This window comes from Nitratireductor sp. GZWM139 (genome assembly GCF_030068685.1).
Taxonomy (GTDB): Bacteria; Pseudomonadota; Alphaproteobacteria; order Rhizobiales; family Rhizobiaceae; genus Nitratireductor; species Nitratireductor aquimarinus.
This window is the reverse complement of the sequence record NZ_JAMQML010000008.1, coordinates 24,975-47,422: the sequence shown is the minus strand read 5'-3', so window position 1 is coordinate 47,422 and position 22,448 is coordinate 24,975. Positions and strand designations below refer to the sequence as shown.

Here is a 22,448-nt window from a genome sequence, read left to right as displayed (position 1 = left end):
ACCGGTCGCTTATCCGGCCACGTCGAACGAGAGCGGCTTGGCGGACAGGATGACATCGGTTGCGCGCAGCTCTTTCAGGACATCTGCCGGGAACGGCGCGTCGAGATAGAGGAGAGCGATCGCATCGCCGCCCGGCCGGTTGCGGCCCAGCTGGAAGTTGGCGATGTTGACCTGATGCTTGGCGCAGATCGAGCCCAGCAGACCAATGATGCCCGGCACGTCGTAATTGGTCGTGTAGAGCATGTGCTGGCCGACCTCGGCGTCGAGGTTGATGCCCTTGATCTGGATGAAGCGCGGCTTGCCGTCGGAGAACACCGTGCCGGCAATGGTGCGCGTCTTCTTCGAGGACTTGACGGTCAGCTTGATGTAGCCGTCGAACACGCCCGACTTGTCGCGCTTGACTTCCGACAGGATGATGCCGCGTTCCTTGGCCATCACCGGTGCGGACACCATGTTGACGTCGGCCACCTGCGGACGGATCAGACCGGCAAGGGCGGCGCTGATCAGCGCGCGGCGGTTCATCTCCGTGGTGGAGCCGTCGAACAGGATCTCGACTTCTTCGATGGCTTCGTCGGTCACCTGGCCGACAAACGCACCGAGCACTTCAGCGAGCTTGATGAAGGGTTTCAGGCGCGGCGCCTCTTCGGCGCTGATCGAGGGCATGTTGATCGCGTTGGTGACCGCGCCCTTCGTCAGGTAATCCGACATCTGTTCGGCCACCTGGATGGCCACGTTCTCCTGAGCCTCGCTGGTCGATGCGCCCAGATGCGGGGTGCAGACCACGTTGGGCATGTTGAAGAGCGGGTTTTCCGTTGCCGGCTCCGTCTCAAACACGTCGATGCCGGCGCCTGCGACCTTGCCCGATTTGAGTGCTTCCACCAGATCGGCTTCGTTGACCAGACCGCCACGCGCGCAGTTGATGATGCGCACGCCCTTCTTCATCTTGGCGATGGCGTCCTTGTCGATAATGCCGCGCGTCTTGTCGGTTAGCGGCGTATGCAGCGTGATGAAATCGGCGCGCTTGAAGAGGTCTTCAAGCTCGACCTTCTCGACGCCCAGCTCTGCCGCGCGCTCTGCCGAAAGGAACGGATCGAAGGCAACGACGTGCATCCGGAGCCCGATGGCGCGCATGGCGACCACGGAACCGATATTGCCGCAGCCGATCACGCCCAGCGTCTTGCCGGTGATCTCGACACCCATGAAGCGGTTCTTTTCCCACTTGCCTTCGTGGGTCGAGGTGTTGGCCTCCGGGATCTGGCGCGCAACGGCGAAGATCATGGCGACGGCATGCTCGGCGGTGGTGATGGAGTTGCCGAAAGGCGTGTTCATCACGATGATACCACGGCGCGAGGCAGCCGGAATGTCGACATTATCGACGCCGATGCCGGCGCGGCCGACAACCTTGAGATTGGTGGCGTTGTTGATCAGCTTTTCGGTGACCTTGGTCGCCGAGCGGATGGCGAGGCCATCATACTGGTCGATGACGGAGAGGAGCTTTTCCTTGTCCTTGCCGAGGTCGGGCAGGTAATCCACCTCGATGCCGCGATCCTTGAAGATTTCAACGGCGGTGGGCGAAAGTTTATCGGATACGAGTACGCGGGGCGCCATCAGGGCCTCCTGTTGCTTTGCAATGAAATCAGGGGTGGCGGCTCCGCGCGCGGAGCCGCAAATTCAGCGTGAGCCTGTCAGGCTGCGGCCTTGAGGCCGGCCTTCTGCGACTGGAATGCCCAGTCGAGCCACGGCATCAGGGCTTCCAGATCGGATGCCTCGACAGTCGCGCCGGCCCAGATCCGCAGACCCGAAGGCGCATCGCGGTAATGGCCGATATCGTAGGCGACACCCTGCTTGGCGAGAGCCGAAACCATGCCCTTGGCGAAGGCCGCCTGATCGGCCGCATCGAGTGCGGCGATCTCGGGATCGACGATCGACAGGCAGACCGAAGTGTTGGAGCGCGTGGCAGGCACTTTGGCCAGATGATCGAGCCAGTCGCTCTTGCGCACGAACTCGTCGATCACGGCGAAGTTCGCATTGGCGCGGTCGACAAGACCGTCGAGGCCGCCGACGGACTTCGCCCAGTTCAGCGCGTCGATATAGTCTTCCACGCAAAGCATGGACGGCGTGTTGATGGTCTCGCCGCGGAAGATGCCTTCAATCAGCTTGCCGCCCTTGGCGAGGCGGAAGATCTTCGGCAGCGGCCATGCCGGTGCGTAGTTTTCCAGACGCTCGACGGCGCGCGGGGACAGGATGATGACGCCATGCGCGCCTTCTCCGCCCAGAACCTTCTGCCAGGAGAAGGTGACGACATCGAGCTTGTCGAAGGGCAGGCGCTGGGCGAATGCAGCCGAGGTGGCGTCGCAGATCGTCAGGCCCGCACGGTCGGCGGGAATGAAATTGCCATCGGGAACGCGGACACCCGAAGTGGTGCCGTTCCAGGTGAAGACGACATCGCGGTCAAAATCGATTGTGCCGAGATCGGGCAGGTCGCCGTAGTCGGCTTCGATGCGGCGCACGTCTTCGAGCCTGAGCTGCTTGACGACATCCGTCACCCAGCCGGCGCCGAAGGATTCCCATGCAACCATGTCGACGCCGCGTTCGCCGAGAAGCGACCAGAGCGCCATTTCGACGGCGCCGGTGTCGGATGCGGGCACGATGCCGATGCGGTAATCCGCGGGCACCTGCAGAATTTCACGGGTAAGGTCGATGGCCTCTGCCAGTTTCGCCTTGCCGACGGACGAACGGTGCGACCGGCCAAGGGGAGCGTCGGCAAGCGCGTCAAGCGACCAGCCGGGACGTTTGGTGCAGGGACCTGAAGAAAAATGGGTATTGGCCGGACGGTTGTCCGGCGTGGGGAGTGCGCTCATGATATATCCTATCCTTACAGATAGCACGCCTCTCGGTGGGGAGAGGTGGCCCACGGACGGAGTTACGCCGATCCGTTTTTCCAGTCAAGTGCGGCATGATCGCCCGATGCGGCGTTAAAACATGCAGCCACAATGCCAGCATGGTTTCCATGGGAGCCTTGAGGCTCTATAGAGGCCATTCGTTTTCTTAATCATCCAGGCGGGGGACCCGCCGGACGTTGCGCCGGGAAGGACTTTTTCATGGCAAATGTGGTGGTTGTCGGCTCGCAGTGGGGCGACGAAGGCAAGGGCAAGATCGTTGACTGGCTGTCGGAACGCGCTGATGTGGTCGCGCGTTTTCAGGGCGGCCACAATGCCGGCCACACGCTGGTCATCGATGGTGTGAGCTACAAGCTTTCGCTGCTGCCCTCCGGCGTCGTGCGTCCCGGCAAGCTTTCGGTCATCGGCAATGGCGTGGTCTTCGACCCGCATGCATTTGTCGCCGAGATGGGCCGTCTGGCAGAGCAGGGCGTGAATGTCACCCCCGACCGCCTGAAGATCGCCGAGAACACGGCGCTCATTCTCTCGCTGCATCGTGAACTCGACGGTTTCCGTGAGGACGCCGCATCCAATTCCGGCACGAAGATCGGCACCACCCGCCGCGGCATCGGCCCGGCTTATGAAGACAAGGTCGGCCGTCGTGCGATCCGCGTCATGGATCTGGCCAACACCGACACGCTGCCGATGAAGATCGACCGTCTGCTCACGCACCACAATGCGCTGCGCCGTGGCCTCGGCCATGAAGAAGTGACGCATGAGGCGATCATGGAAGAGCTGACGTCCGTGGCCGACAAGATCCTTCCCTATGTGGATCGCGTCTGGAAGATCCTCGAGGACGCGCGCCGCGCCGGCCAGCGCATCCTGTTCGAGGGCGCGCAGGGCACCATGCTCGACATCGATCATGGCACCTATCCCTTCGTGACCTCCTCCAACACGATTGCCGGTCAGGCAGCCACGGGCTCCGGTCTCGGGCCGGGCTCCATCGATTATGTGCTCGGCATCACCAAGGCCTACACGACCCGTGTTGGCGAAGGTCCGTTCCCGACCGAGCAGGACAACGAAGTCGGCGAGTTCCTCGGAACGCGCGGTCATGAGTTCGGCACCGTCACGGGCCGCAAGCGTCGCTGCGGCTGGTTCGATGCGGTTCTCGTGCGCCAGGCCGTTGTCGCAAACGGCATGAACGGCATCGCGCTGACCAAGCTCGACGTTCTGGACGGCATGGACGAGATCAAGATCTGCACGGGCTACAAGCTCGATGGCGAACTGATCGATTATCTGCCGGCGGGCCAGGGCGCACAGGCGCGCCTCGAGCCGGTCTATGAAACGCTGGAAGGCTGGAAGGGCACGACCAAGGGCGCGCGCAAGTGGACGGACCTGCCGGCGCAGGCTGTCAAATATGTGCGTCACGTCGAGGAGCTGATCGGCGCGCCGGTGGCTATTCTTTCCACCAGCCCCGAACGCGAAGACGCCATACTTGTGACCGATCCTTTTCAGGACTAGTTTCGCGGGCAGAACTGCTTTGCGTGTCCGTGGGGCGGCTGCGCGATCAAAAAAGTAAAACAGGTTTGATAAGGCATGGCGGATTTTTCTGCGGTTCTGAAGAAAACGATCGATGCGCTTTCGGAGAATTCTCCGGAAGCGCGTGAGCGCGTTTATCAGAAAGCCCGAATGACAATCGAGAACAAGCTTGCCAGCGTGAAGCCGGCGCCCTCTGCGGCGGTGGTGGAACGTCAGCGCAAGCTGCTCGAAGACGCCATCGCCAAGGTCGAGGCTGAATACGCACCGCCACCTGCGCCCGAAGAGCCTGATCAGGATGAGCTGGACCAGATTTTTGCCGAGCTTGATGTCGACCCGGTAAAACCGGCCGACCCGCTCTACGGCAATTTCGCCGCACGGCCTGACGAGAAGGCTCCCGCCCCTGTTGAAACCGGCGATGCCGCAAAGGCGGATGACGGTGCGAAAGACCCTGTCGTTGCCGGTGTGGAAGAGCAGGCGTCCGACAGGGATCGTGGCGTCGATGGACCGGAAGCGGGGCTGGAAACGCCGCCCCCGCCGCCGCGCGCCAAGGGGCGCAAGGGTGTTTCCGGCGGTCTGATCGCGGCGCTTCTGCTGCTCGTGGCGATTGCCGCGGGTGCATGGTTCTACAAGGACGATCTTGCAGGTCTCGTCGGTGGCGGCGGGGAGCAGGTCGCGACCGACAGCGGTGAGGCGGCCACGCCTGCCGCCGGTGAGAGTTCCGGAGACGACGGCGCAAACACTGCGGCCGCAGGTGGCGAAGACGCCACTGCCGAGCCGGCAGCGCCCGAACCGGCGCGCAAGTTTACGCAGCGCCTCCTGCCCGATGGCCGCGAGGTGGATGACGGGCCGGCTGGCGGGCAGTCGGGAGTGGGCGAGGGGACTTCGGTCGCGCAGGCGACCCAGACTGGTGACGGGGCTTCGCAGGGCGCACCTGCCCAGAATAGCGATGCGGGTGCCGATCAGGCGCTTCCGGTTGGCCAGAAGGCGATCTTCTATGAAGAGCGCACCAGCGTTTCGCAGGGCTCTGCCGATGTCGGCGCCGTGGTCTGGTCCGTGGTGCAGGAATCGCCGGGCAATGATCTTCCGCCGGAGCCGGCCATTCGCGCCGAGGCGACCATTCCCCAGAAGAACCTGCAGCTGAAAATGACGATCCGCCGCAATGCGGATGAATCACTGCCGGCAAGCCACATCATGGAAGTGATTTTCCTGACGCCCGACGAATTCGAGGGCGGCAGCATCGACAATGTCCTGCGCGTTTCCCTGAAGCGCTCCGAGCAGGATACGGGCAATCCGCTGCTTGGCATTCCGGCCAAGATTGCAGATGGCTTCTTCCTCGTGGCGCTCAGCGACAGCGCGGCCGATATCGAGACCAATCTTCTGCTGCTGCGTCGCCAGCGCTGGATCGACATTCCCATCGTCTACAAGTCCGGACGGCGTGCGCTCATCACCCTTGAGAAGGGCATTCCAGGCGAGAAGGTCTTCAACGATGTTCTGGCAGCCTGGCAGAACGCGACGAGCGGCTAGAGCCACTTGCAGGTCAGGCGGTCTGTCTGACGGCTGGCTGAAATTTCATGAAACAAAAAAGCCGGCGGGGTCACCGCCGGCTTTTTTCATTCTCAATTGCGGAAGGGGCGTTCAGGCACCTGCCTGCCGATGGGCCTCGGCGGCCAGTGTCTTCGCAGCCAGCGCCTGCTGGCGGGCCGAATTCTGCACCGCTTCCTGCACCTTCTCGAAGGCGCGGACCTCGATCTGGCGAACGCGCTCGCGGCTGATGTCAAACTCGCCCGACAGTTCTTCCAGCGTCAGCGGGTCTTCGGAAAGACGCCGTGCCTGGAAGATGCGCTTCTCGCGGTCGTTGAGCACGGACATGGCGTCGCCAAGCATCTGGCGGCGTGTTTCCAGCTCATCCTGTTCGGCCAGCATGTCTTCCTGGCTCTCGCCGTCATCCACCAGCCAGTCCTGCCACTCGCCGGACTCGCCTTCCGTGGCGCGGATCGGCGCGTTGAGGGACGCATCGCCCGACAGGCGACGGTTCATCGACACGACTTCTTCCTCGCTCACTTTGAGGCGGGTGGCGATTTCGGAAACCTGCTCGGGGTTCAGGTCGCCGTCATCAAGCGCCTGAATCTTGCTCTTCACCTTGCGCAGGTTGAAGAACAGCCGTTTCTGGTTGGCCGTGGTGCCCATCTTCACGAGGCTCCACGAGCGCAGGATATATTCCTGGATCGAGGCCTTGATCCACCACATCGCATAGGTGGCGAGGCGGAAGCCGCGCTCCGGTTCGAATTTCTTGACGGCCTGCATGAGGCCGACATTGCCTTCGGAAATGACTTCGCCGATCGGCAGGCCATAACCGCGATACCCCATGGCGATCTTGGCCACGAGGCGCAGATGGCTTGTCACGAGCCTGTGCGCAGCCGCCGTGTCGTCATGCTCCGAATAGCGCTTCGCAAGCATGTACTCTTCTTCGGGCTGCAGCATGGGGAAACGGCGAATTTCCTCCAGGTAGCGGGTCAGACCGCCTTCGCCCGTGGCGACGCTGGGTAATGTCTGGGCCATTAAGCACCCTCCTTTGCCGGATCCGCCCTCATGCGGGGACGCCTTATGTCTTGGCGTTTGCTGGGATGGGAAACAGCGCGATCATCTTTGATGCACCGCACCATATCCCATATAGGAACGATTCCCGACAGTTAAAGTCTCACTCTGCTGTCAACATTGTGTCACCAGATGGTGGACACTATTATTGTACCGACTATTACAAAATATCAAGTGCCTTTGTCAATGCCAGCAGATCGGCGGGCAGATTGGCCTCGAAACGCATCAGTTCTTCGGTTTCCGGATGCCGGAAGGCGAGGAGGTGAGCATGCAGAGCCTGACGCGGAAAAGCGGCGACTGTGGGGCGTATCTCCTCGGGTAACCTGTTGGCCTTGGTGCGGAAGGCGCGGGCGTAATCCCGGTCGCCGATGAGCGGATGGCCGATATGCGCCATGTGCACGCGGATCTGGTGCGTGCGTCCGGTTTCCAGCCGGCATTCCACCCGTGCAGCAAATGCATTGCCCGCGCCGTCGGTTCCATAGCGCTTCTGCACCCTGTAGCGGGTGACGGCGTGGCGTGCGTCGCTGCGACCGGCGGGCACCACGGCGCGCAGCGTGCGGCTCTGCGCATGGCGGCCAAGCGGTGCGTCGATCGTGCCTGCCATGCGCTCCGGCGCGCCCCAGACAAGGGCGGTGTAGGCGCGTTCCAGGTCGCCGCTGCGACCGTGATCGGCAAAGGCTTCCGACAGGATGCGGTGGGCATTGTCGGTCTTGGCGACGACCATCACGCCTGTCGTGTCGCGGTCGAGGCGATGAACAATGCCGGGGCGGCGCACGCCGCCAATGCCGGCAAGACTGTCGCCGCAATGGTGAAGCAGCGCATTGACCAGAGTGCCCGACCAGTTGCCGGGGGCGGGGTGCACCACGAGGCCAGCGGGTTTGTTGATGACGATCAGCGAGGCGTCTTCATAGAGAACGTCGAGCGGGATGGGCTCGGGTTCCGGTTCCGCCGGCTCCGCCTCGGGCACGATGAGGGCGTAGACCTCGCCTTCCGCGACCTTGTGCTTGGTCTCGGTGACAGGGACTTCGTCGCAGCGTACGGCGCCTGCGCGAATGAGCGACTGTAGGCGGCTGCGTGAAACCGCCGCGCCCAGCCGGCCCGAAAGCCAGCGATCCAGCCGCTCTCCGGCGTCTTCGGGGTCAACGGTGAACGCTTTGCTTGCGTCTGCGTCTTCCCATTCGTTGTGGTCTTCGGTATCAGGATCGCGCATTGAGATTGCTTTCAAAACGGTGAGACATGGCCACGCCAGAAGAACAGGAAACCCCGGAGCAGGAGACGCTCGATCCGGCAGCCGAGCGAGTGCGCCGCAAGATGGTCCGCTTCATGGGCATCAATCTGGCCATTCTGTTCACCGCGGTTATGGCGGTCGTGCTCGCCTTTGTCTACAAGACGCTGAGCGAGAAGCCGGAGGAGCCGGCGGCCGCGATTGCCCTGCCGGGTGACGCCATGGAAGGCGTGATCGATCTGCCTGAGGGCGCACGGGTTCTTTCGCAGTCGCTCGACGGCGCGCGGATCTCCCTGCATGTGCGTCTGGCCGATGGCGGTGAAGAGCTTCGTCTTTACGATCTTTCGAACGGTAACATGGCCGCACGGTTTACGTTGCAGCCCTGATGATCGGGGTCGGCCAAAAAAACTTGGCCGAATTCACAAAGATCGCAAAACGGCTGTTGCATTCGGCCGCGAACGCGCCTATATCGCCGCAATCGCTGCGCTCCCATCGTCTAGCGGTCTAGGACGCCGCCCTCTCACGGCGGAAACAGGGGTTCGAGTCCCCTTGGGAGTGCCACTTCTCCTCTTCAGCATAACCTTTCATTAACGGTGCGGCCGGGCAGTTGTCCGTCTGATGCTTCAGCCATTTACCCAAACCGTGCGTTCGTCTTACGCTGCGTCATTGGGTGGAAGCCGAAGGACATTGCCATGATCCGCTTATGCGTCGCCTTGCCTGTTCTCGCTCTTCTTGCGGGCTGTGCCCACAATCAGGTGGCGTCCGGAGATGATCAGACGGTGAAAGACGATCAATCGCCCGCGCAACTCAGCGAAAAGAACCGTGCCGGAAATGCGGGTGCTTCGCCCGGGGCTGAGGAAGTCGGAGGTTATGATCGGGCGCTGAGGGCGCAGATCCCGGGCTGACCGAAGCAACGTCAGGGTTTCCCGGCGCGCGTGTCGGCTTTGATCCTTTCCGGCCCGTATTTTGTGTTGCGGGCGAAAGAACATCACACCGCATTTCCAGCACAATTGCCTGAAAACCATCAATACATCTTGCCCCTCAGGGCGAATCGCCGGCGGATGCGCGATTGCGTTTGCAGGCGAGCATGCAGCATTGAACAGGTGGGCGGATGAGTGCGGGGCAATACGGGGTGGCGGTGCTTGGCTGGGTCAAGGCGCTTTTGATCGTGCTGTTGATGGGCGCGGGCTGGTCGTTCGCCACCATGCTCGTGAGTTTTCCGCTGCTGACCGAACTGGTTCCTTCCAGAGGCTGGCTGGATCTTCGAGCCTTTGTGCTGGTCGTTTATCTGATGCTGCAGGCTTTTCTGGCCGGTGGCTGGATCGGCTGGCGAATGACCAGGGGGACGCCCTTTCGCGAGGCAGTCTCCAGCAAGATGTTCTGGATCTTCAATCTGGGCATTGGTGTAGCGGTGTCTCTACTGCTTGCGATCTGGGCGTAAGGCCCGGAAGGGAAGCTGTCTCTGCCGAATGCGGCCCGGCTGGGTGAGCGAAACGCAGGGGCAATCTGGCGTGTCGTCTCCGCTCCTCAGGAAGCGGAGACGTATTGCGCCGGTGCAAGCTCTATAGTGCCTTGTCGTTGCGGCGCGCGCGTTCGCCATCGCTGAACGTGCCCAGCTTGCCGTCGACGGTACATTCGCCGCCCCATTCGGGGTTCGGGCAACTGACATTTGCAGCCTGACAGCTATAGGCATTGGTTACTTCACGCCCGCCGTACATTTCCTTCACGTAGCATTTTCCATAATGCTTGGTGCCGGTGGCAGCCTGTGCGGTGGTGGCCATTGCGCCGATGGCGACCAGCGCCATAGCGAGTTTTTGCATTACGCTTTTCATGAAGTCCTCCAGAAGTTTTATGCCCCTGCAGGTAGAAAAGCCGAATTCACCTGAACCTGTACTGTAATCGCTATTCACTCCCGGTTCAGATCCAGCTCAAGACATGATCTGGTGGGCGCACACTCCAGCGAGAGGCAAGCTCCGCCTGTCATATTGGTGCGAATCGACTTTATGGTTAGCATATCGTCAGGGCTTGACCGTCAGGCTGAGCATACGTGGTGCATGCGCATATCTATCGCTATGTGCTTCTGAAGGGAGCAACTGAGTTTGGAGACCGGCGAAGGCGCAGGTTTCGCGCAGAGATTTTCCGGTGATGAGCTGACCGAACTGCTTCGGTCGGCTGCCGGCTGGGTTTGGGAAACCGACCGGCAGCACCGGCTTGTCTGGATCTCCGGGGAATTCGAAAGCGTCACGGGGCTGAAACCGGAGCGCTTTCTCGGCCGCTCGCGCATCACGCTTGCCCGCAATGCCTTCCATCCGGTCAGCGATGTTGAGGCGCATGAAGCCCTGCTGGCCGCGCGTAAACCCTTCAGCCAGTTCATCTACGATCTCGTGGGCGGCGCGGAGCAGTGCCGCTGGATCTCCGTTTCCGGTTTTCCGCGCTTCGATGAGCGGGGAGAATTTCTGGGTTACCGGGGCGTCGCGCACAATGTGACGTCGACCATGGATTGCCTGCGAAACGGGGCGAATGATGATGAGGGCGACGGGGCGTCGCTGCCATTTCGCTTCAGCGGCGCGGATGGGCATCTGACCCGGCTGATGGCGGCGCTTGACGTTACTCATGACGCCTTCTGCTATTACGATGCCGATGACTGTCTGGTGCTCAGCAACCGGGCGATGATCGAGATGTATGCCGGGCTGGAAGATGTGATCCGGCCCGGAACCTCGTTCGAGGCGCTTTTGTGGGCTGGCGTCACGCGGGAGATCTGGTCAACCGAAGGGCTGGGGGCGGATTCCTGGATACGGCAGGTTCTTGACCTGCGGCAGAGCGAAGAGGCCTTCGAAAGCGTGCTCCGCTTCCATGACGGCCGCTGGATCATGCACCGCGAGAAGCGGCTGGTGGATGGTGGCAGGATCGGCATCTGCACAGACATCACAAGGCTCAAGCGGCATGAAGATGCCCTCGCCGACGCCCTTGAGAAGGCGAAACTCGCCGAGGCCATTCTCAACGAGTTGCCCAATCCGGTTTTCGCCAAGGATCAGGACCTGCGTTTCGTTCTGGTGAACCGCGCGTTCAAGCGGACGCTCGGCGATGATGTGCCGGACATTCTGGGCAAACGGGCGATCGATTTCGTCTCCCCGGAACTGGCAAGTGCGTTCGAGGAAAGCGAGCAGCGCGTTCTCGACACGAGCGAAGATTACGAAGTCGAAGAAGATTTCGAGCAGCCGGGCATCGGCAATTACCGCATCGTGCGGAAGCATCGTGTCGAAACGCAGAGCGGCAAGCCCTATGTGGTCGGCGCGCTGTTCGACATCTCTGATATCCGCAAGCGCGAGAATGACGCTGAAGACGCGCGGCGGCAGCTTGCAGAAGTGCTTGAATCCCTGCCGGCAGGCGTCGTCATTTATGACCGTGATGATCATTATGTGCTGGCCAATCGCAAGCTGCATGAGGCCCTGCCGGCGATGATCCCGGCCATGCAGCCCGGCAAGACCCTGCGCGATGCGGTGTTGCTTGCACATGAGGCGGGATATTTCCGCCAGAGCGGCGATCCGGACCTCGATGCGCTTTACGATGTTGATCCCGAAGCCTGGATCGAAGGCTATCTCCAGTCCTATCAGGTTCGTCACCGGGTGTTTGAGCGCAGCCATGCCAATGGCCGCTGGTTCAAGGCGATCGATACCCGCACGGAAGACGGCACATTTGTCGGCGTGCGCGTCGATATCAGCGAACTCAAGCAGCGCGAGGAAGAACTCCGCAGCGCCCGTGAGGAAGCGATCATCGCGGACCGGGCGAAGTCTGAGTTCCTGGCCAATATGAGCCATGAAATCCGCACGCCCATGAATGGCGTTCTCGGCATGGCCGAACTGCTTGCCAAGACGGACCTTTCGGCGAAGCAGAAGACATTCGCCGACATTATCCTGAAGTCGGGCAATGCGCTGCTCAACATCATCAATGACATTCTCGACTTCTCGAAGATCGATGCCGGGCACATTGTTCTGGATGCAGGTCCGTTCCATCTGGGGGAGGCCGTCGGCGATGTGGTGACCCTGATGTCGTCACGGGCCAAGGAAAAGGATCTGGAGCTGATCGTGCGTGTGGCGCCGGGGCTGTCGCGCGCGGTCGTGGGCGATGTCGGTCGCATCCGGCAGATCCTGACCAATCTCGTCGGCAATGCCGTGAAATTCACCGAGAAGGGGCATGTTCTCGTCAATGTCAGCGGTCAGGAGACGGAGGACGGCAGGGTCGAACTGCAATTCTCGGTGACGGACACGGGCATCGGCATTCCGAGGGAAAAGCTCGCACTGGTGTTCGAGAAATTCAGCCAGGTGGATGCGTCTTCCACCCGCCGTCACGAAGGCACGGGTCTGGGGCTCGCGATCACCTCGCGGCTTGTGGATCTCATGGGCGGCGAAGTCGGCGTCGAGAGCGTCGAAGGGCGCGGCTCGACCTTCTGGTTCACCCTGACGCTGCCGAAGGCCACGGATGCGGCGCCCCAGCCCTCGGCCCCCGGCGACGTTTCCCACGCCCGTGTCCTCGTGGTCGATGACAATGCCGTCAACCGTATGATCCTCGGCGAGCAGATGGCCCATTGGGGCTTCGATGCCTGCGTTGCCGAAGGGGCAGTGGAGGCGCTGAACGTTCTGAGAGTGTCCACGGAGCTCGGGCTGCGGGTCGACTGTGTGGTCGTGGATTATCAGATGCCGGGCATGAACGGGCTCGATATGGTGGAGGCCATCCGCGCCGAACCCGAAATTGCGCACACGCCGGTGGTGCTGCTCACCTCCGTTGATCAGTCTCTGTCCGGTTTTGGCGCGCGCGACCTGTCCATCGCCTCGCATCTCATCAAGCCGGCGCGCGCCTCGGCGCTTCTGGATGCCGTGGTCAAGGCCATCCATGGCGGTCGAGAAGAAGAGGGGGATGACGGCGTGGAAGTCGCTGCGGAGCCGGAAGTCCGGACCGAGGCGGTGGAGCCCGCAAACGTCATCTCCGAGCCGGAACCGCCGGTTGCCGCAATGGGCGGCATCGATGTGCTCGTTGCTGAAGACAATGAGGTGAACCAGCTTGTCTTCCGCCAGATCCTGAGCGAAGCGGGGCTTTCCTTCGAGATTGTCGACAATGGCCGGCTGGCGGTTGAGGCGTGGGAGCACAGCCAGCCGCACCTGGTTTTGATGGATGTCTCAATGCCGGAGATGAACGGGCTGGAGGCAACGTGGGAGATCCGCCGGCTTGAGAAGGTCGCGCGAACGCGCGTTCCCATTATCGGTGTGACTGCGCACGCCCTGAAAGGTGATCGCGATCTGTGCCTGGAATCCGGGATGGACGATTATCTTTCCAAGCCGATCAGTCCGCGCGCGCTGATGGATAAGATCAACTCCTGGGTGAAGCATCCGCGCAGAAATTCAATCTTGAAATGAGCCGGCTTTGATTGCTAACTGCCTGTAGGGTAACATTTTTATTCAAATTTTCTGAAAGCGACGCCGACTGGCGTGATCGCGCCATATAATAAACTTAAACCTCTCATTAAAGTTGAAATGATTGGTCGCTGGTTGACCTATCAGGCTTCCGGGCGGGCGGAGATCCACAGGGCCATGGGTGGTCCAAACGAGCCCCAACAGGATCTATCCGGGTTTTTAACCCAGCCAAGTGTGATTTGCCTTTCTCAGGCTTTCCCCCGCCCGGCTTTTTAAGTGGGTCCAACAGGCTTTCGGCCAGGTCTGGACCAGGCCCCTCGGCCAGAACCCGTTTCTTCCCTTCATATGACAGTTTCCATGCGACGGCGTCTGTCTTGTCCGATCTGCGCCTTCTGTCGTCCTGATGGGCGAATAGTCTGAGAAACAACGGTTTTCTCATACGTAATCGGGCTGACATGTAAGTGTCATGGAACTGTTACACAGAGTTGTTATTCCGCTCCCCGACGCCGAGAGGGCGTCTGACCGAATTCCGAACAGGGAGCTGTCTCCAATGAACAAATTCCTCCTCACCGCTTCGGCGGCCACGATCGCCCTTGTCGGTGCGGTCGGTGCGGCTGCGGCCCGCGATCAGGTCCAGATTGCCGGTTCGTCGACCGTTCTCCCCTACGCGAAGATCGTTGCCGAGAACTTCGGCGAGACCTTCCCGAGCTTCAAGACGCCTGTTGTCGAGTCCGGCGGTTCCTCCGCTGGCCTGAAGGAGTTCTGCAAGGGCGTCGGTGAAGACACGATCGACATCGCCAACGCTTCGCGCAAAATCCGCGAAAAGGAAGTTGCTGCCTGCGCCGAAAACGGCGTGAAGGAAATCCAGGAAGTCCAGTTCGGCTATGACGGCATCGTCTTCGCTACCGACATCCAGGGCCAGGACTGGGCGCTCGAGCCGATCGACGTCTACAAGGCGCTGGCTGCCAAGGTTGCTGTTGACGGCAAGCTCGTCGACAACCCCTACAAGAAGTGGAACGAAGTCAATCCGGACCTGCCGGAGTGGGACATTGCTGCCTACATCCCGGGTGAGAAGCACGGCACCCGCGAAGTCTTCGAAGAGAAGGTTCTCGCTGCTGGCTGTGAAGCTGCTGGCGGTCTGAAGGCTGCTGAAGAGGCTGGCCTGGACGAAGACGCCGCTGAAGACGCCTGCATCGCGGTCCGCAAGGATGGCGGCGCGGTCGACATCGACGGCGACTACACCGAGACCCTCGCTCGCATCGACGCCAACAAGACCGGCGTTGGCGTGTTCGGCCTCTCCTTCTACGAGAACAATGCCGACAAGCTGAAGGTCGCAACGATCAACGGTGTCACGCCGACCGTCGAGACCATCTCGACCGGTGAGTATCCGGTGTCGCGTCCGCTTCAGTTCTACGTGAAGAAGGCGCACATCGGCGTTGTTCCGGGCCTCAAGGAATATGTTGAGTTCTTCCTCGACGACCAGATGGTCGGCCCGGAGAGCCCGCTTGCCGATTACGGCCTGGTTCCGGCTCCGGATGCAGAGCGCGACGCACAGCGCGAAGCTTTCTCCGCTGGCGAGACCATGTAATCCGGTTTTCGCATGACGACGCAGGCGGCTCATTGGCCGCCTGCGTTTTCGTCTCTGCGAAATTGGTCTGAATGACGCTGCCGGTTCCTGCCGGCGAGGAGGCTTTGTGTCCTGGGGACTTCTCCTTACGATCATCGTGTTCATTGGCGTTGTCGGTTATGTGCTCGGCAATGCGCGCGCGAAGAACCAGATCGCAACCGCGACTGAAAAGCCGCATTCGCGGGCGCACTACCATGGCTGGTGGGTGTTTCTTCTTGCGGTTCTGCCGGCGCTGTTCTTCATGGCGGCCTGGTCGGCTGGCAGCTATGCCTATGTGGACCGCGCGGTAAGCGAACAACTGCCTGCGCAGACCGAAGACAGCGCGATTGCGAGCCGTTCGCTGGCGCTGGGCATGGTGCACAATCTTGCCGAAGGCCTGCGCCGGATTGAAGGCGACCCCGCTTTCGCCCAGGTGCCGCAGAGCTTTGAAGAGCTGCGTCCGATCCTTGCCGAACGCGGCGTGGCGCTTGCCTCCGACACGCAGGACTACATGATCCCCATCGCGCTCGATCTGAATGCGATGCAGGACAATGCGGCGATGATCGGCACCGTGCTGGCGATCCTCATCGCACTGGGTGGCGCCTATCTCGGCCTGAGAAGCGTTCGCCCGCGCAGCCGCGCCCGCAACAATGTCGAGCGCGTCATTACCTGGGGCCTTCTGGCTGCATCCACCATCGCCATTCTGACGACGGTGGGCATCGTGTTCTCGATGCTGTTCGAGACGATCCATTTCTTCCGCTCGGTTTCGCTGAGCAACTTCTTCCTCGGAACGGTCTGGGACCCGCGCTTTGCGGCCGCAGGCGCAGAGGCGCAGGAAGGCCAGTTCGGCCTCATCCCGCTTCTTGCCGGCACGGTCTACATCGCCTTCGTGGCCATGCTGTTTGCCGTGCCCGTCGGTCTCATGGCGGCGATTTACATGGCCGAATATGCGTCCAAGCGGGTGCGTTCGGTGGTCAAGCCGCTGCTTGAGGTTCTGGCCGGCATCCCGACCATCGTCTACGGCTTCTTCGCCATGGTCACGGTCGGCCCGTTCCTGCGCGACATCAGCGCGGCGATTGCCGGCGGTCCGGGCTTCATTCAGGCGCAGAGCGTTCTGACGGCCGGCCTCGTGATGGGCATCATGCTCATCCCGTTCGTGTCCTCGCTGTCCGATGACATCATCACCGCTGTTCCGCGCGCCATGCGCGACGGTTCGCTCGGCCTTGGCGCAACGCGGTCCGAGACGATCAAGCGCGTCATCCTGCCGGCGGCTCTGCCGGGCATTGTCGGTGCGCTTCTGCTTACGGCGTCACGCGCCATCGGTGAGACCATGATCGTGGTTCTGGCCGCCGGCGTTGCCGCAAATCTCACGCTCAACCCGTTCGAAGCGATGACGACGATCACCGTCAAGATCGTCAACCAGCTTACCGGCGACCTGGAGTTCACCTCTCCGCAGACGCTGGTGGCCTTCGCACTGGGCATGACCCTGTTCGTGCTCACGCTCGGCATGAATGTCTTCGCGCTCTACATCGTGCGCAAATACCGGGAGCAATACGAATGAGCGACGCTGTCTACAAAGGGGGCAATGCCCCCCGCGCAGCCGCCGCGCGGCGCGACATCGGCATCAAGAAGCGTTATGCGGCAGAGCAGCGCTTCAGGATGTATGGCGTGGCGGCCATCGCCGTCGGCCTCTTCTTCCTGGCTGCGCTCCTGTGGTCGGTGGTTTCCAATGGCTACACCGCCTTCTGGCAGACCTCGATCAATCTGGACGTCAACTTCGCCGAGAGCGTGATCGACCCGAATGGCGAGCGCGCGACCGATCCGAACAAGCTCCTGACGGCCAATTATCCCAAGCTTGCGACCGAAGCGCTTGTGGCGAAACTCGGGGTTGATCCCGAAAACCGCAAACTGGTTCGCGAAGTGGGCGGGCTCATCTCCAATGGCGTGCGCACGCAGCTGCGCGACATGGTGGTGTCCGATCCCGCGATCATCGGCACGACACGGAATGTGTGGGTGCTGGCGAGCGGCGATGTCGATTCCGCCGTGAAGGGGCAGGTCAATCTCGAGGTGGACGAAAGCCGCCGAAAGGTTTCCGACCAGCAGCTCACATGGATCCGCACGATGGAAGCGGACGGGGTTCTGGAGCAGCGCTTCAACACCGGTCTCTTCACCCGTGGCGCATCAAGCCGTCCTGAAACGGCCGGCATGGGCGTGGCCATCGTCGGTTCGCTCTACATGATGATGATCGTGCTGCTTCTGGCGCTGCCCATTGGCGTTGCCGCTTCGATCTATCTTGAAGAGTTCGCACCGCAGAACAAGCTGACCGATCTTATCGAGGTCAACATCAACAATCTGGCGGCCGTGCCGTCCATCGTCTTCGGTCTTCTGGGCCTGGCCGTGTTCATCAACTTCATGCATCTGCCGCGCTCCGCCTCTCTGGTGGGCGGCCTCGTGCTGACGCTGATGACCCTGCCGACGATCATCATCGCAACGCGCGCAGCGCTGCGGGCCGTGCCGCCCTCCATCCGTGCGGCAGCTCTCGGCCTTGGCGCTTCGCGCACCCAGACGGTGTTTCATCATGTGCTGCCGCTGGCCGCGCCCGGCATTCTCACGGGCACGATTATCGGTCTGGCGCAGGCGCTTGGCGAAACCGCACCGCTGCTTCTGATCGGCATGGTGGCCTTCGTGGCTGATTACCCGACCACGCCGCTCGATCCCGCTACGGCGCTGCCGGTTCAGATCTACATGTGGGCGAACGAGGCCGAACGCGCGTTTGTCGAGCGCACCTCGGGCGCTATCATGGTGTTGTTGCTGTTCCTCGCCGTGATGAACATTACCGCCATTATTCTGCGGCGGCGCGTCGAGCGTCGCTGGTAACGGAGTGGAAGGACATGAACATGCTCACTGATGCTGCTGTTGAAGAAGCACTGGATGCGAGCCAGAACTCGGACACCCTCAAGATGCGCGGTGAAGACGTCTGCGTCTTCTACGGCGAGAAACAGGCGCTGTTCGGCGTCAATCTCGACGTGCGCGAAAACCAGGTGACCGCGCTGATCGGCCCCTCGGGCTGTGGCAAATCCACGTTCCTGCGCTGCCTGAACCGCATGAACGACACGATCGACATTGCCCGGATCACCGGCAAGATCACGCTCGATGGCGAGGATATCTACGATCCCCGCATCGATGTGGTGGAGCTGCGCGCCCGGGTCGGCATGGTCTTCCAGAAGCCCAATCCGTTCCCCAAGTCGATCTACGAGAACATCGCCTACGGTCCGCGCATTCACGGTCTGGCGACGAAGAAGTCGGAGTTCGACGAGGTCGTGGAAGCGAGCCTCCAGAAGGCTGGCCTCTTCAATGAGGTGAAGGACCGCCTGCATGAGCCCGGCACCGGTCTTTCCGGTGGTCAGCAGCAGCGCTTATGCATCGCGCGCGCCATTGCCGTGTCGCCGGAAGTGATCCTGATGGACGAGCCCTGCTCGGCGCTCGATCCCATCGCCACCGCCAAGGTGGAAGAGCTGATTGACGAACTGCGCGAGAACTACACGATCGTGATCGTCACGCACTCCATGCAGCAGGCGGCCCGCGTCTCGCAGCGCACGGCGATGTTCCACCTCGGCAATCTGGTCGAGGAAGGCCCGACGGACAAGATGTTCACCAATCCGGATGACAAGCGCACCCAGGATTACATCACCGGACGCTTCGGCTGACGGCGCGGCAAACGCACAGATAAGGAACCAGACCATGGGCGAGCACACAGTCAGCTCCTTCGATGAGGAACTCGGTGAAATCGACCGCCTCATCCGCGACATGGGCGATCTCTCCGGCGAGATGACGCGCGCTTCCACCAGGGCGCTGCTGCACTCCGATACGGCGCTTGCACAGCGCATCATCTCCGATGACACGATCATGGACGCCAAGCAGCGCGACCTTGATGAGCGCGCCATCACGCTCATCGCAAAGCGCCAGCCGATGGCGCAGGATCTGCGCAGCGTCGTGGGCGCCATCCGCATGGCGGCTGATCTCGAGCGCATCGGCGATCTGGCCAAGAACATTGCCAAGCGCGTCGGCGCCGTGGGCGAAAGCGCCACGCCGCGCACGCTTGCGCATTCCATCGACGCGATGGCCGGCCTCGTGCTGAAACAGGTCAATTCGGTGGTCGAGCACTATGTGGCGCGCAATGCCGAGGCGTTAATCCGGCTGCGCGACGAGGATGAGGAAATCGACATTCAGTACACGTCGGTTTTCCGCGAACTCCTCACCTACATGATGGAAGACCCGCGCAACATCACGGCCTGCACGCACCTCCTGTTCTGTGCGAAAAATCTTGAGCGTATCGGCGACCATGTGACCAATATCGCCGAAAATGCCTATTATGTGGTGACGGGGTCCCAGCTTCCGGTCCAGCGGCCGAAGCTTGACGAAACACAGATGACGGTCGAATCCGATGTCTAACCGGCCGTAGACTGCCCGAGGAGAATGCCTGCCATGATTGCCCCCAAGGTCATGGTCGTTGAAGACGACGAACCGCTTTGCGTCTTGCTCAAGTACAATCTGGAAGCCGAAGGCTATCAGGTCGAGATGATCTCTCGCGGCGATGAAGCCGAAGTGCGCCTGCAGGAAAACGTACCCGATCTGCTCGTTCTGGACTGGATGGTTCCGGCCGTTTCCGGCATCGAGCTGTGCCGCCGGCTGCGCATGCGCCCCGAAACGGAGCGCCTGCCGATCATCATGCTCACCGCCCGTGGCGAGGAAAGCGACCGTGTGCGCGGCCTTTCAACCGGCGCGGACGACTATCTGGTGAAGCCTTTCTCGACGCCGGAATTCGTGGCGCGTGTTCGCGCGCTTCTGCGGCGCGCGAAGCCGGAAGTGCTCTCGACGGTTCTCTCGGTCGGGGACATCGTGCTCGACCGTGAATCGCACCGTGTCTACCGCCGCAAGAACGAGATCCGTCTCGGGCCGACAGAGTTCCGCCTCCTGGAATTCATGATGCAGCATCCCGGCCGCGTCTTCTCGCGAAGCCAGCTGCTCGACAATGTCTGGGGCGAGACGATCTATATCGACGAGCGCACCGTGGACGTGCATGTGGGCCGGCTGCGCAAGGCCGTGAACCACGGGCGTCTGCCCGATGTGATCCGCACCATTCGCGGCGCGGGCTATGCGATCCGCGAAGCCTGACAGACGCGATACAGCCATTAAAAAAAGCCCCGGTTCGACCGGGGCTTTTTCGTTGAAGCTCTTCGCGCGTTATTTCGTGGCCCGTTATTTCGTGGCGGCGTGTCCGGGGCGGGCATGCTCGTTCTGCGCCACGGCAAAGCTCGTCACCGGCTCGATGGAAGCTGTCAGCTCGCCATTGCTGGTGATGTCCCACTCCAGGATCGCATCGTCATAGACAAGTGCGGGATCCACATAGACGCAGGTGGCGAGAACCTGCGGCGCTTCGGTTTCCAGCTCGCGCATTGCAACCGGCTTCTCCGCCTCGCACTCCTCAAACGTCTCGTAGACCGGGGTGGGGGCGGGCAGTTCCTGGCATTCGCGCGTGTCGCCGGCCCCCACATTGCCTGAGCAGCCGACAATCAAAAGAAGTGCAGCGATGTGTTCCATGGCTTTCTCCTTTCATTGTCTTCACGAAACGGAAGCCATGGATGGTCCGGTTCGCTTATGCCGCATTCGTTTATGTGTGCGTCGCCGTTTAGCGACCGCGTTTCAGAAGGCCCATGATCAGCGAGATCGCGAGCAGGGCGAGGAAGATGTAGAAGAGGATCTGCGCAATGCCTGCCGAAGCGCCGGCAATTCCGCCGAAACCGAGTGCGCCGGCGATGATCGCGACGACAAGGAATATCAGGGCCCAGTATAGCATTCTGTCTCTCCGTTTAGTTATGCCGGTTAAACGTCTGGCATTCGGATTTGGTTCCGCCGGAGAGATTTTGGGCAAAAGAAAAGCCGCCCGGAGGCGGCTTTTTTGAGAAACGCGTGAAGAAGCGGGGGCCTGTCAGGCCGCCGCGTGCGCCTGCTGATCGAAGAAGAGCGCCTGGCTGATGAGCGCCTTGACCATTTCCGGGCTGAACGGCTTGGTCACAAGGAAGGTCGGTTCCGGGCGCTCGCCCGTCAGAAGCCGCTCGGGGAAGGCGGTGATGAAGATGACCGGTACGGTGGCCGCGTCGAGGATCTCGTTCACCGCATCAAGGCCTGAACTGCCATCGGCAAGCTGAATGTCGGCCAGCACCATTTTCGGCTGCGTCTTGGCAAACATTTCGACCGCCTGCTTGTGGGTGCGGGCCGTGCCGACCACGCGATGCCCGAGGCTTTCGACCATTTCCTCGATGTCCATGGCGATCAGGGGCTCGTCCTCGATGATGAGGATGTCTGTCGCCACCTGACGGGAAATCTCCTCGCTGGCTTCGCGCAGCATCGTGTTGATGCCTTTCATATCCGTCTCGAGAATTTCCGCAGCCTCTTCCGGCCGGAAATTCTCTACGGCCACCAGCAGGAAGGCCTGACGCGGACGGGGCGCGAGCGAAGAAAGGTTGCTCATGGCCCGCTTTTCCCATGCCGAGCTCGGCGTGCCTTCGGGGACCGGAACGTCCAGCGTTTCGAACAGCGATGTGAAGAGCCTGAAGAGGGCGATCTTGTCGGTCGATGCCTCGGGAAAGATGCTCGTATCGGCGATCAACGCTTCAAGCGTCGCAGCCACCAGTGCGTCACCGCTGGACTGGGAGCCGGAAACGGCCCGGGAAAAGCGCCGCAGGTAAGGAAGGTGCGGAGCGATACGCGCTGACAGGGTCATGGATTTCAAGTCTCCCTCAAGACATGGCAATGAGAATTAGTGCATTTGTGACGGGTGAAACGCCCCATATGCGAAAATGTTCCCGTCGGAGGGAACGAATTCCGCTCAATGGCGTTTGAAAGCAGACGAGACAGTTGTGGCCCGGGCGATGCGGACGGTTTCGGGTCATTGGGAGACCAGATTTGATGGAAAAAGACAGGGCATGAATTACGGCAAACCAAACACCCGAGGAAGCTTGACCCGGCGCGGCAAGGATGAAGACCCGCTCGGCGCAAACTCAGAGATCGGACGCAAGCTCAGGCAATATTACGACGACCTGGTAACGGAAGATATTCCGGATCGGTTCAGCGACCTTCTCAACCAGCTTGAGCAGAAAAGCGGCGCTGAAACGGCCGGAAACAAGGACTGATAT

21 protein-coding genes and 1 tRNA gene are annotated in these 22,448 nt (G+C 61.4%); 14 read left to right on the top strand and 8 right to left on the bottom strand.

All coding sequences use genetic code 11. The annotated features are described in order from the left end of the window. Nucleotides 1–9: 9 nt before the first annotated feature. Together serA and NDI72_RS11485 are read right to left on the bottom strand one after the other, a co-directional pair. Nucleotides 10–1,608, bottom strand: a complete 1,599-nt coding sequence (gene serA / locus NDI72_RS11490) for a phosphoglycerate dehydrogenase (protein ID WP_206545739.1) — start codon at nucleotides 1,606–1,608, stop codon at nucleotides 10–12. 77 nt (nucleotides 1,609–1,685) lie between these two features. Continuing rightward, nucleotides 1,686–2,861: a phosphoserine transaminase gene (locus tag NDI72_RS11485; protein ID WP_283800524.1), complete on the bottom strand. Its 1,176-nt coding sequence runs from the start codon at nucleotides 2,859–2,861 to the stop codon at nucleotides 1,686–1,688. Between the two features lie 240 nt (nucleotides 2,862–3,101). On the opposite strand from NDI72_RS11485, the gene NDI72_RS11480 reads away from it, so the two are divergent. Next, a complete protein-coding gene (locus NDI72_RS11480; RefSeq protein WP_206547968.1) occupies nucleotides 3,102–4,400 on the top strand; it encodes an adenylosuccinate synthase in 1,299 nt (432 codons plus the stop codon). A gap of 75 nt (nucleotides 4,401–4,475) precedes the next feature. Continuing rightward, nucleotides 4,476–5,942 carry a hypothetical protein gene (locus NDI72_RS11475; RefSeq protein WP_283800523.1) on the top strand — a complete coding sequence of 489 codons (1,467 nt, stop codon included), beginning with the start codon at nucleotides 4,476–4,478 and terminating at the stop codon, nucleotides 5,940–5,942. Nucleotides 5,943–6,053: 111 nt separating this feature from the next. Here the strand turns inward: NDI72_RS11475 and rpoH are convergent, their stop codons facing one another. Together rpoH and NDI72_RS11465 are read right to left on the bottom strand one after the other, a co-directional pair. Further along, nucleotides 6,054–6,977: an RNA polymerase sigma factor RpoH gene (gene rpoH / locus NDI72_RS11470; RefSeq protein ID WP_113153384.1), complete on the bottom strand. Its 924-nt coding sequence runs from the start codon at nucleotides 6,975–6,977 to the stop codon at nucleotides 6,054–6,056. A 196-nt stretch (nucleotides 6,978–7,173) separates the two neighbouring features. Further along, on the bottom strand, nucleotides 7,174–8,223 hold the full coding sequence (locus NDI72_RS11465) for an RluA family pseudouridine synthase (RefSeq protein WP_283800522.1): 1,050 nt from the start codon (nucleotides 8,221–8,223) through the stop codon (nucleotides 7,174–7,176). Nucleotides 8,224–8,249: 26 nt separating this feature from the next. Here NDI72_RS11465 and NDI72_RS11460 point away from each other — a divergent pair, with 26 nt between their 5' ends. From NDI72_RS11460 to NDI72_RS11445, 4 genes are all read left to right on the top strand, one after another. After that, nucleotides 8,250–8,624: a fimbrial protein gene (locus tag NDI72_RS11460; protein ID WP_113153382.1), complete on the top strand. Its 375-nt coding sequence runs from the start codon at nucleotides 8,250–8,252 to the stop codon at nucleotides 8,622–8,624. A 99-nt stretch (nucleotides 8,625–8,723) separates the two neighbouring features. After that, a tRNA-Glu gene (locus NDI72_RS11455) sits at nucleotides 8,724–8,799 on the top strand. Between the two features lie 131 nt (nucleotides 8,800–8,930). Then, nucleotides 8,931–9,143: a hypothetical protein gene (locus NDI72_RS11450; protein ID WP_222582498.1), complete on the top strand. Its 213-nt coding sequence runs from the start codon at nucleotides 8,931–8,933 to the stop codon at nucleotides 9,141–9,143. A gap of 206 nt (nucleotides 9,144–9,349) precedes the next feature. After that, nucleotides 9,350–9,679: a hypothetical protein gene (locus NDI72_RS11445; protein ID WP_162742211.1), complete on the top strand. Its 330-nt coding sequence runs from the start codon at nucleotides 9,350–9,352 to the stop codon at nucleotides 9,677–9,679. Nucleotides 9,680–9,800: 121 nt separating this feature from the next. Here NDI72_RS11445 and NDI72_RS11440 read toward each other — a convergent pair whose 3' ends face one another. Beyond that, nucleotides 9,801–10,070: a hypothetical protein gene (locus NDI72_RS11440; protein WP_162742210.1), complete on the bottom strand. Its 270-nt coding sequence runs from the start codon at nucleotides 10,068–10,070 to the stop codon at nucleotides 9,801–9,803. A 267-nt stretch (nucleotides 10,071–10,337) separates the two neighbouring features. Between NDI72_RS11440 and NDI72_RS11435 the strand changes: the two genes are divergently transcribed. The 7 genes from NDI72_RS11435 to phoB all read left to right on the top strand — a co-directional run bounded on the left by NDI72_RS11435 (nucleotide 10,338) and on the right by phoB (nucleotide 20,427). Then, a complete protein-coding gene (locus NDI72_RS11435) occupies nucleotides 10,338–13,649 on the top strand; it encodes a response regulator (RefSeq protein WP_283800521.1) in 3,312 nt (1,103 codons plus the stop codon). A gap of 547 nt (nucleotides 13,650–14,196) precedes the next feature. Then, nucleotides 14,197–15,234: a substrate-binding domain-containing protein gene (locus tag NDI72_RS11430; protein ID WP_113153377.1), complete on the top strand. Its 1,038-nt coding sequence runs from the start codon at nucleotides 14,197–14,199 to the stop codon at nucleotides 15,232–15,234. 106 nt (nucleotides 15,235–15,340) lie between these two features. Then, the gene (gene pstC / locus NDI72_RS11425; RefSeq protein ID WP_206548452.1) at nucleotides 15,341–16,813 is read left to right on the top strand and encodes a phosphate ABC transporter permease subunit PstC; all 1,473 of its coding nucleotides are present in this window, start codon (nucleotides 15,341–15,343) and stop codon (nucleotides 16,811–16,813) included. Continuing rightward, on the top strand, nucleotides 16,810–18,129 hold the full coding sequence (gene pstA / locus NDI72_RS11420; protein WP_113153375.1) for a phosphate ABC transporter permease PstA: 1,320 nt from the start codon (nucleotides 16,810–16,812) through the stop codon (nucleotides 18,127–18,129). Before pstC ends, pstA begins: the two co-directional genes overlap by 4 nt. A gap of 14 nt (nucleotides 18,130–18,143) precedes the next feature. Continuing rightward, the gene (gene pstB, locus NDI72_RS11415; protein ID WP_113153374.1) at nucleotides 18,144–18,959 is read left to right on the top strand and encodes a phosphate ABC transporter ATP-binding protein PstB; all 816 of its coding nucleotides are present in this window, start codon (nucleotides 18,144–18,146) and stop codon (nucleotides 18,957–18,959) included. Nucleotides 18,960–18,993: 34 nt separating this feature from the next. Then, the gene (phoU, locus tag NDI72_RS11410) at nucleotides 18,994–19,704 is read left to right on the top strand and encodes a phosphate signaling complex protein PhoU (RefSeq protein WP_113153373.1); all 711 of its coding nucleotides are present in this window, start codon (nucleotides 18,994–18,996) and stop codon (nucleotides 19,702–19,704) included. A gap of 36 nt (nucleotides 19,705–19,740) precedes the next feature. Then, nucleotides 19,741–20,427, top strand: coding sequence for a phosphate regulon transcriptional regulator PhoB (gene phoB, locus NDI72_RS11405; RefSeq protein ID WP_204360881.1), 687 nt, complete (start codon nucleotides 19,741–19,743; stop codon nucleotides 20,425–20,427). Nucleotides 20,428–20,511: 84 nt separating this feature from the next. Here the strand turns inward: phoB and NDI72_RS11400 are convergent, their stop codons facing one another. The 3 genes from NDI72_RS11400 to NDI72_RS11390 form a co-directional block, all read right to left on the bottom strand. After that, nucleotides 20,512–20,853, bottom strand: a complete 342-nt coding sequence (locus tag NDI72_RS11400; protein WP_113153371.1) for a hypothetical protein — start codon at nucleotides 20,851–20,853, stop codon at nucleotides 20,512–20,514. Nucleotides 20,854–20,941: 88 nt separating this feature from the next. After that, the gene (locus tag NDI72_RS11395; RefSeq protein WP_113153370.1) at nucleotides 20,942–21,109 is read right to left on the bottom strand and encodes a DUF1328 domain-containing protein; all 168 of its coding nucleotides are present in this window, start codon (nucleotides 21,107–21,109) and stop codon (nucleotides 20,942–20,944) included. Nucleotides 21,110–21,241: 132 nt separating this feature from the next. Continuing rightward, nucleotides 21,242–22,036: a response regulator gene (locus NDI72_RS11390; RefSeq protein WP_206546055.1), complete on the bottom strand. Its 795-nt coding sequence runs from the start codon at nucleotides 22,034–22,036 to the stop codon at nucleotides 21,242–21,244. A gap of 202 nt (nucleotides 22,037–22,238) precedes the next feature. Here NDI72_RS11390 and NDI72_RS11385 point away from each other — a divergent pair, with 202 nt between their 5' ends. Beyond that, nucleotides 22,239–22,445: a NepR family anti-sigma factor gene (locus NDI72_RS11385; RefSeq protein WP_113153368.1), complete on the top strand. Its 207-nt coding sequence runs from the start codon at nucleotides 22,239–22,241 to the stop codon at nucleotides 22,443–22,445. Nucleotides 22,446–22,448 lie beyond the last annotated feature (3 nt).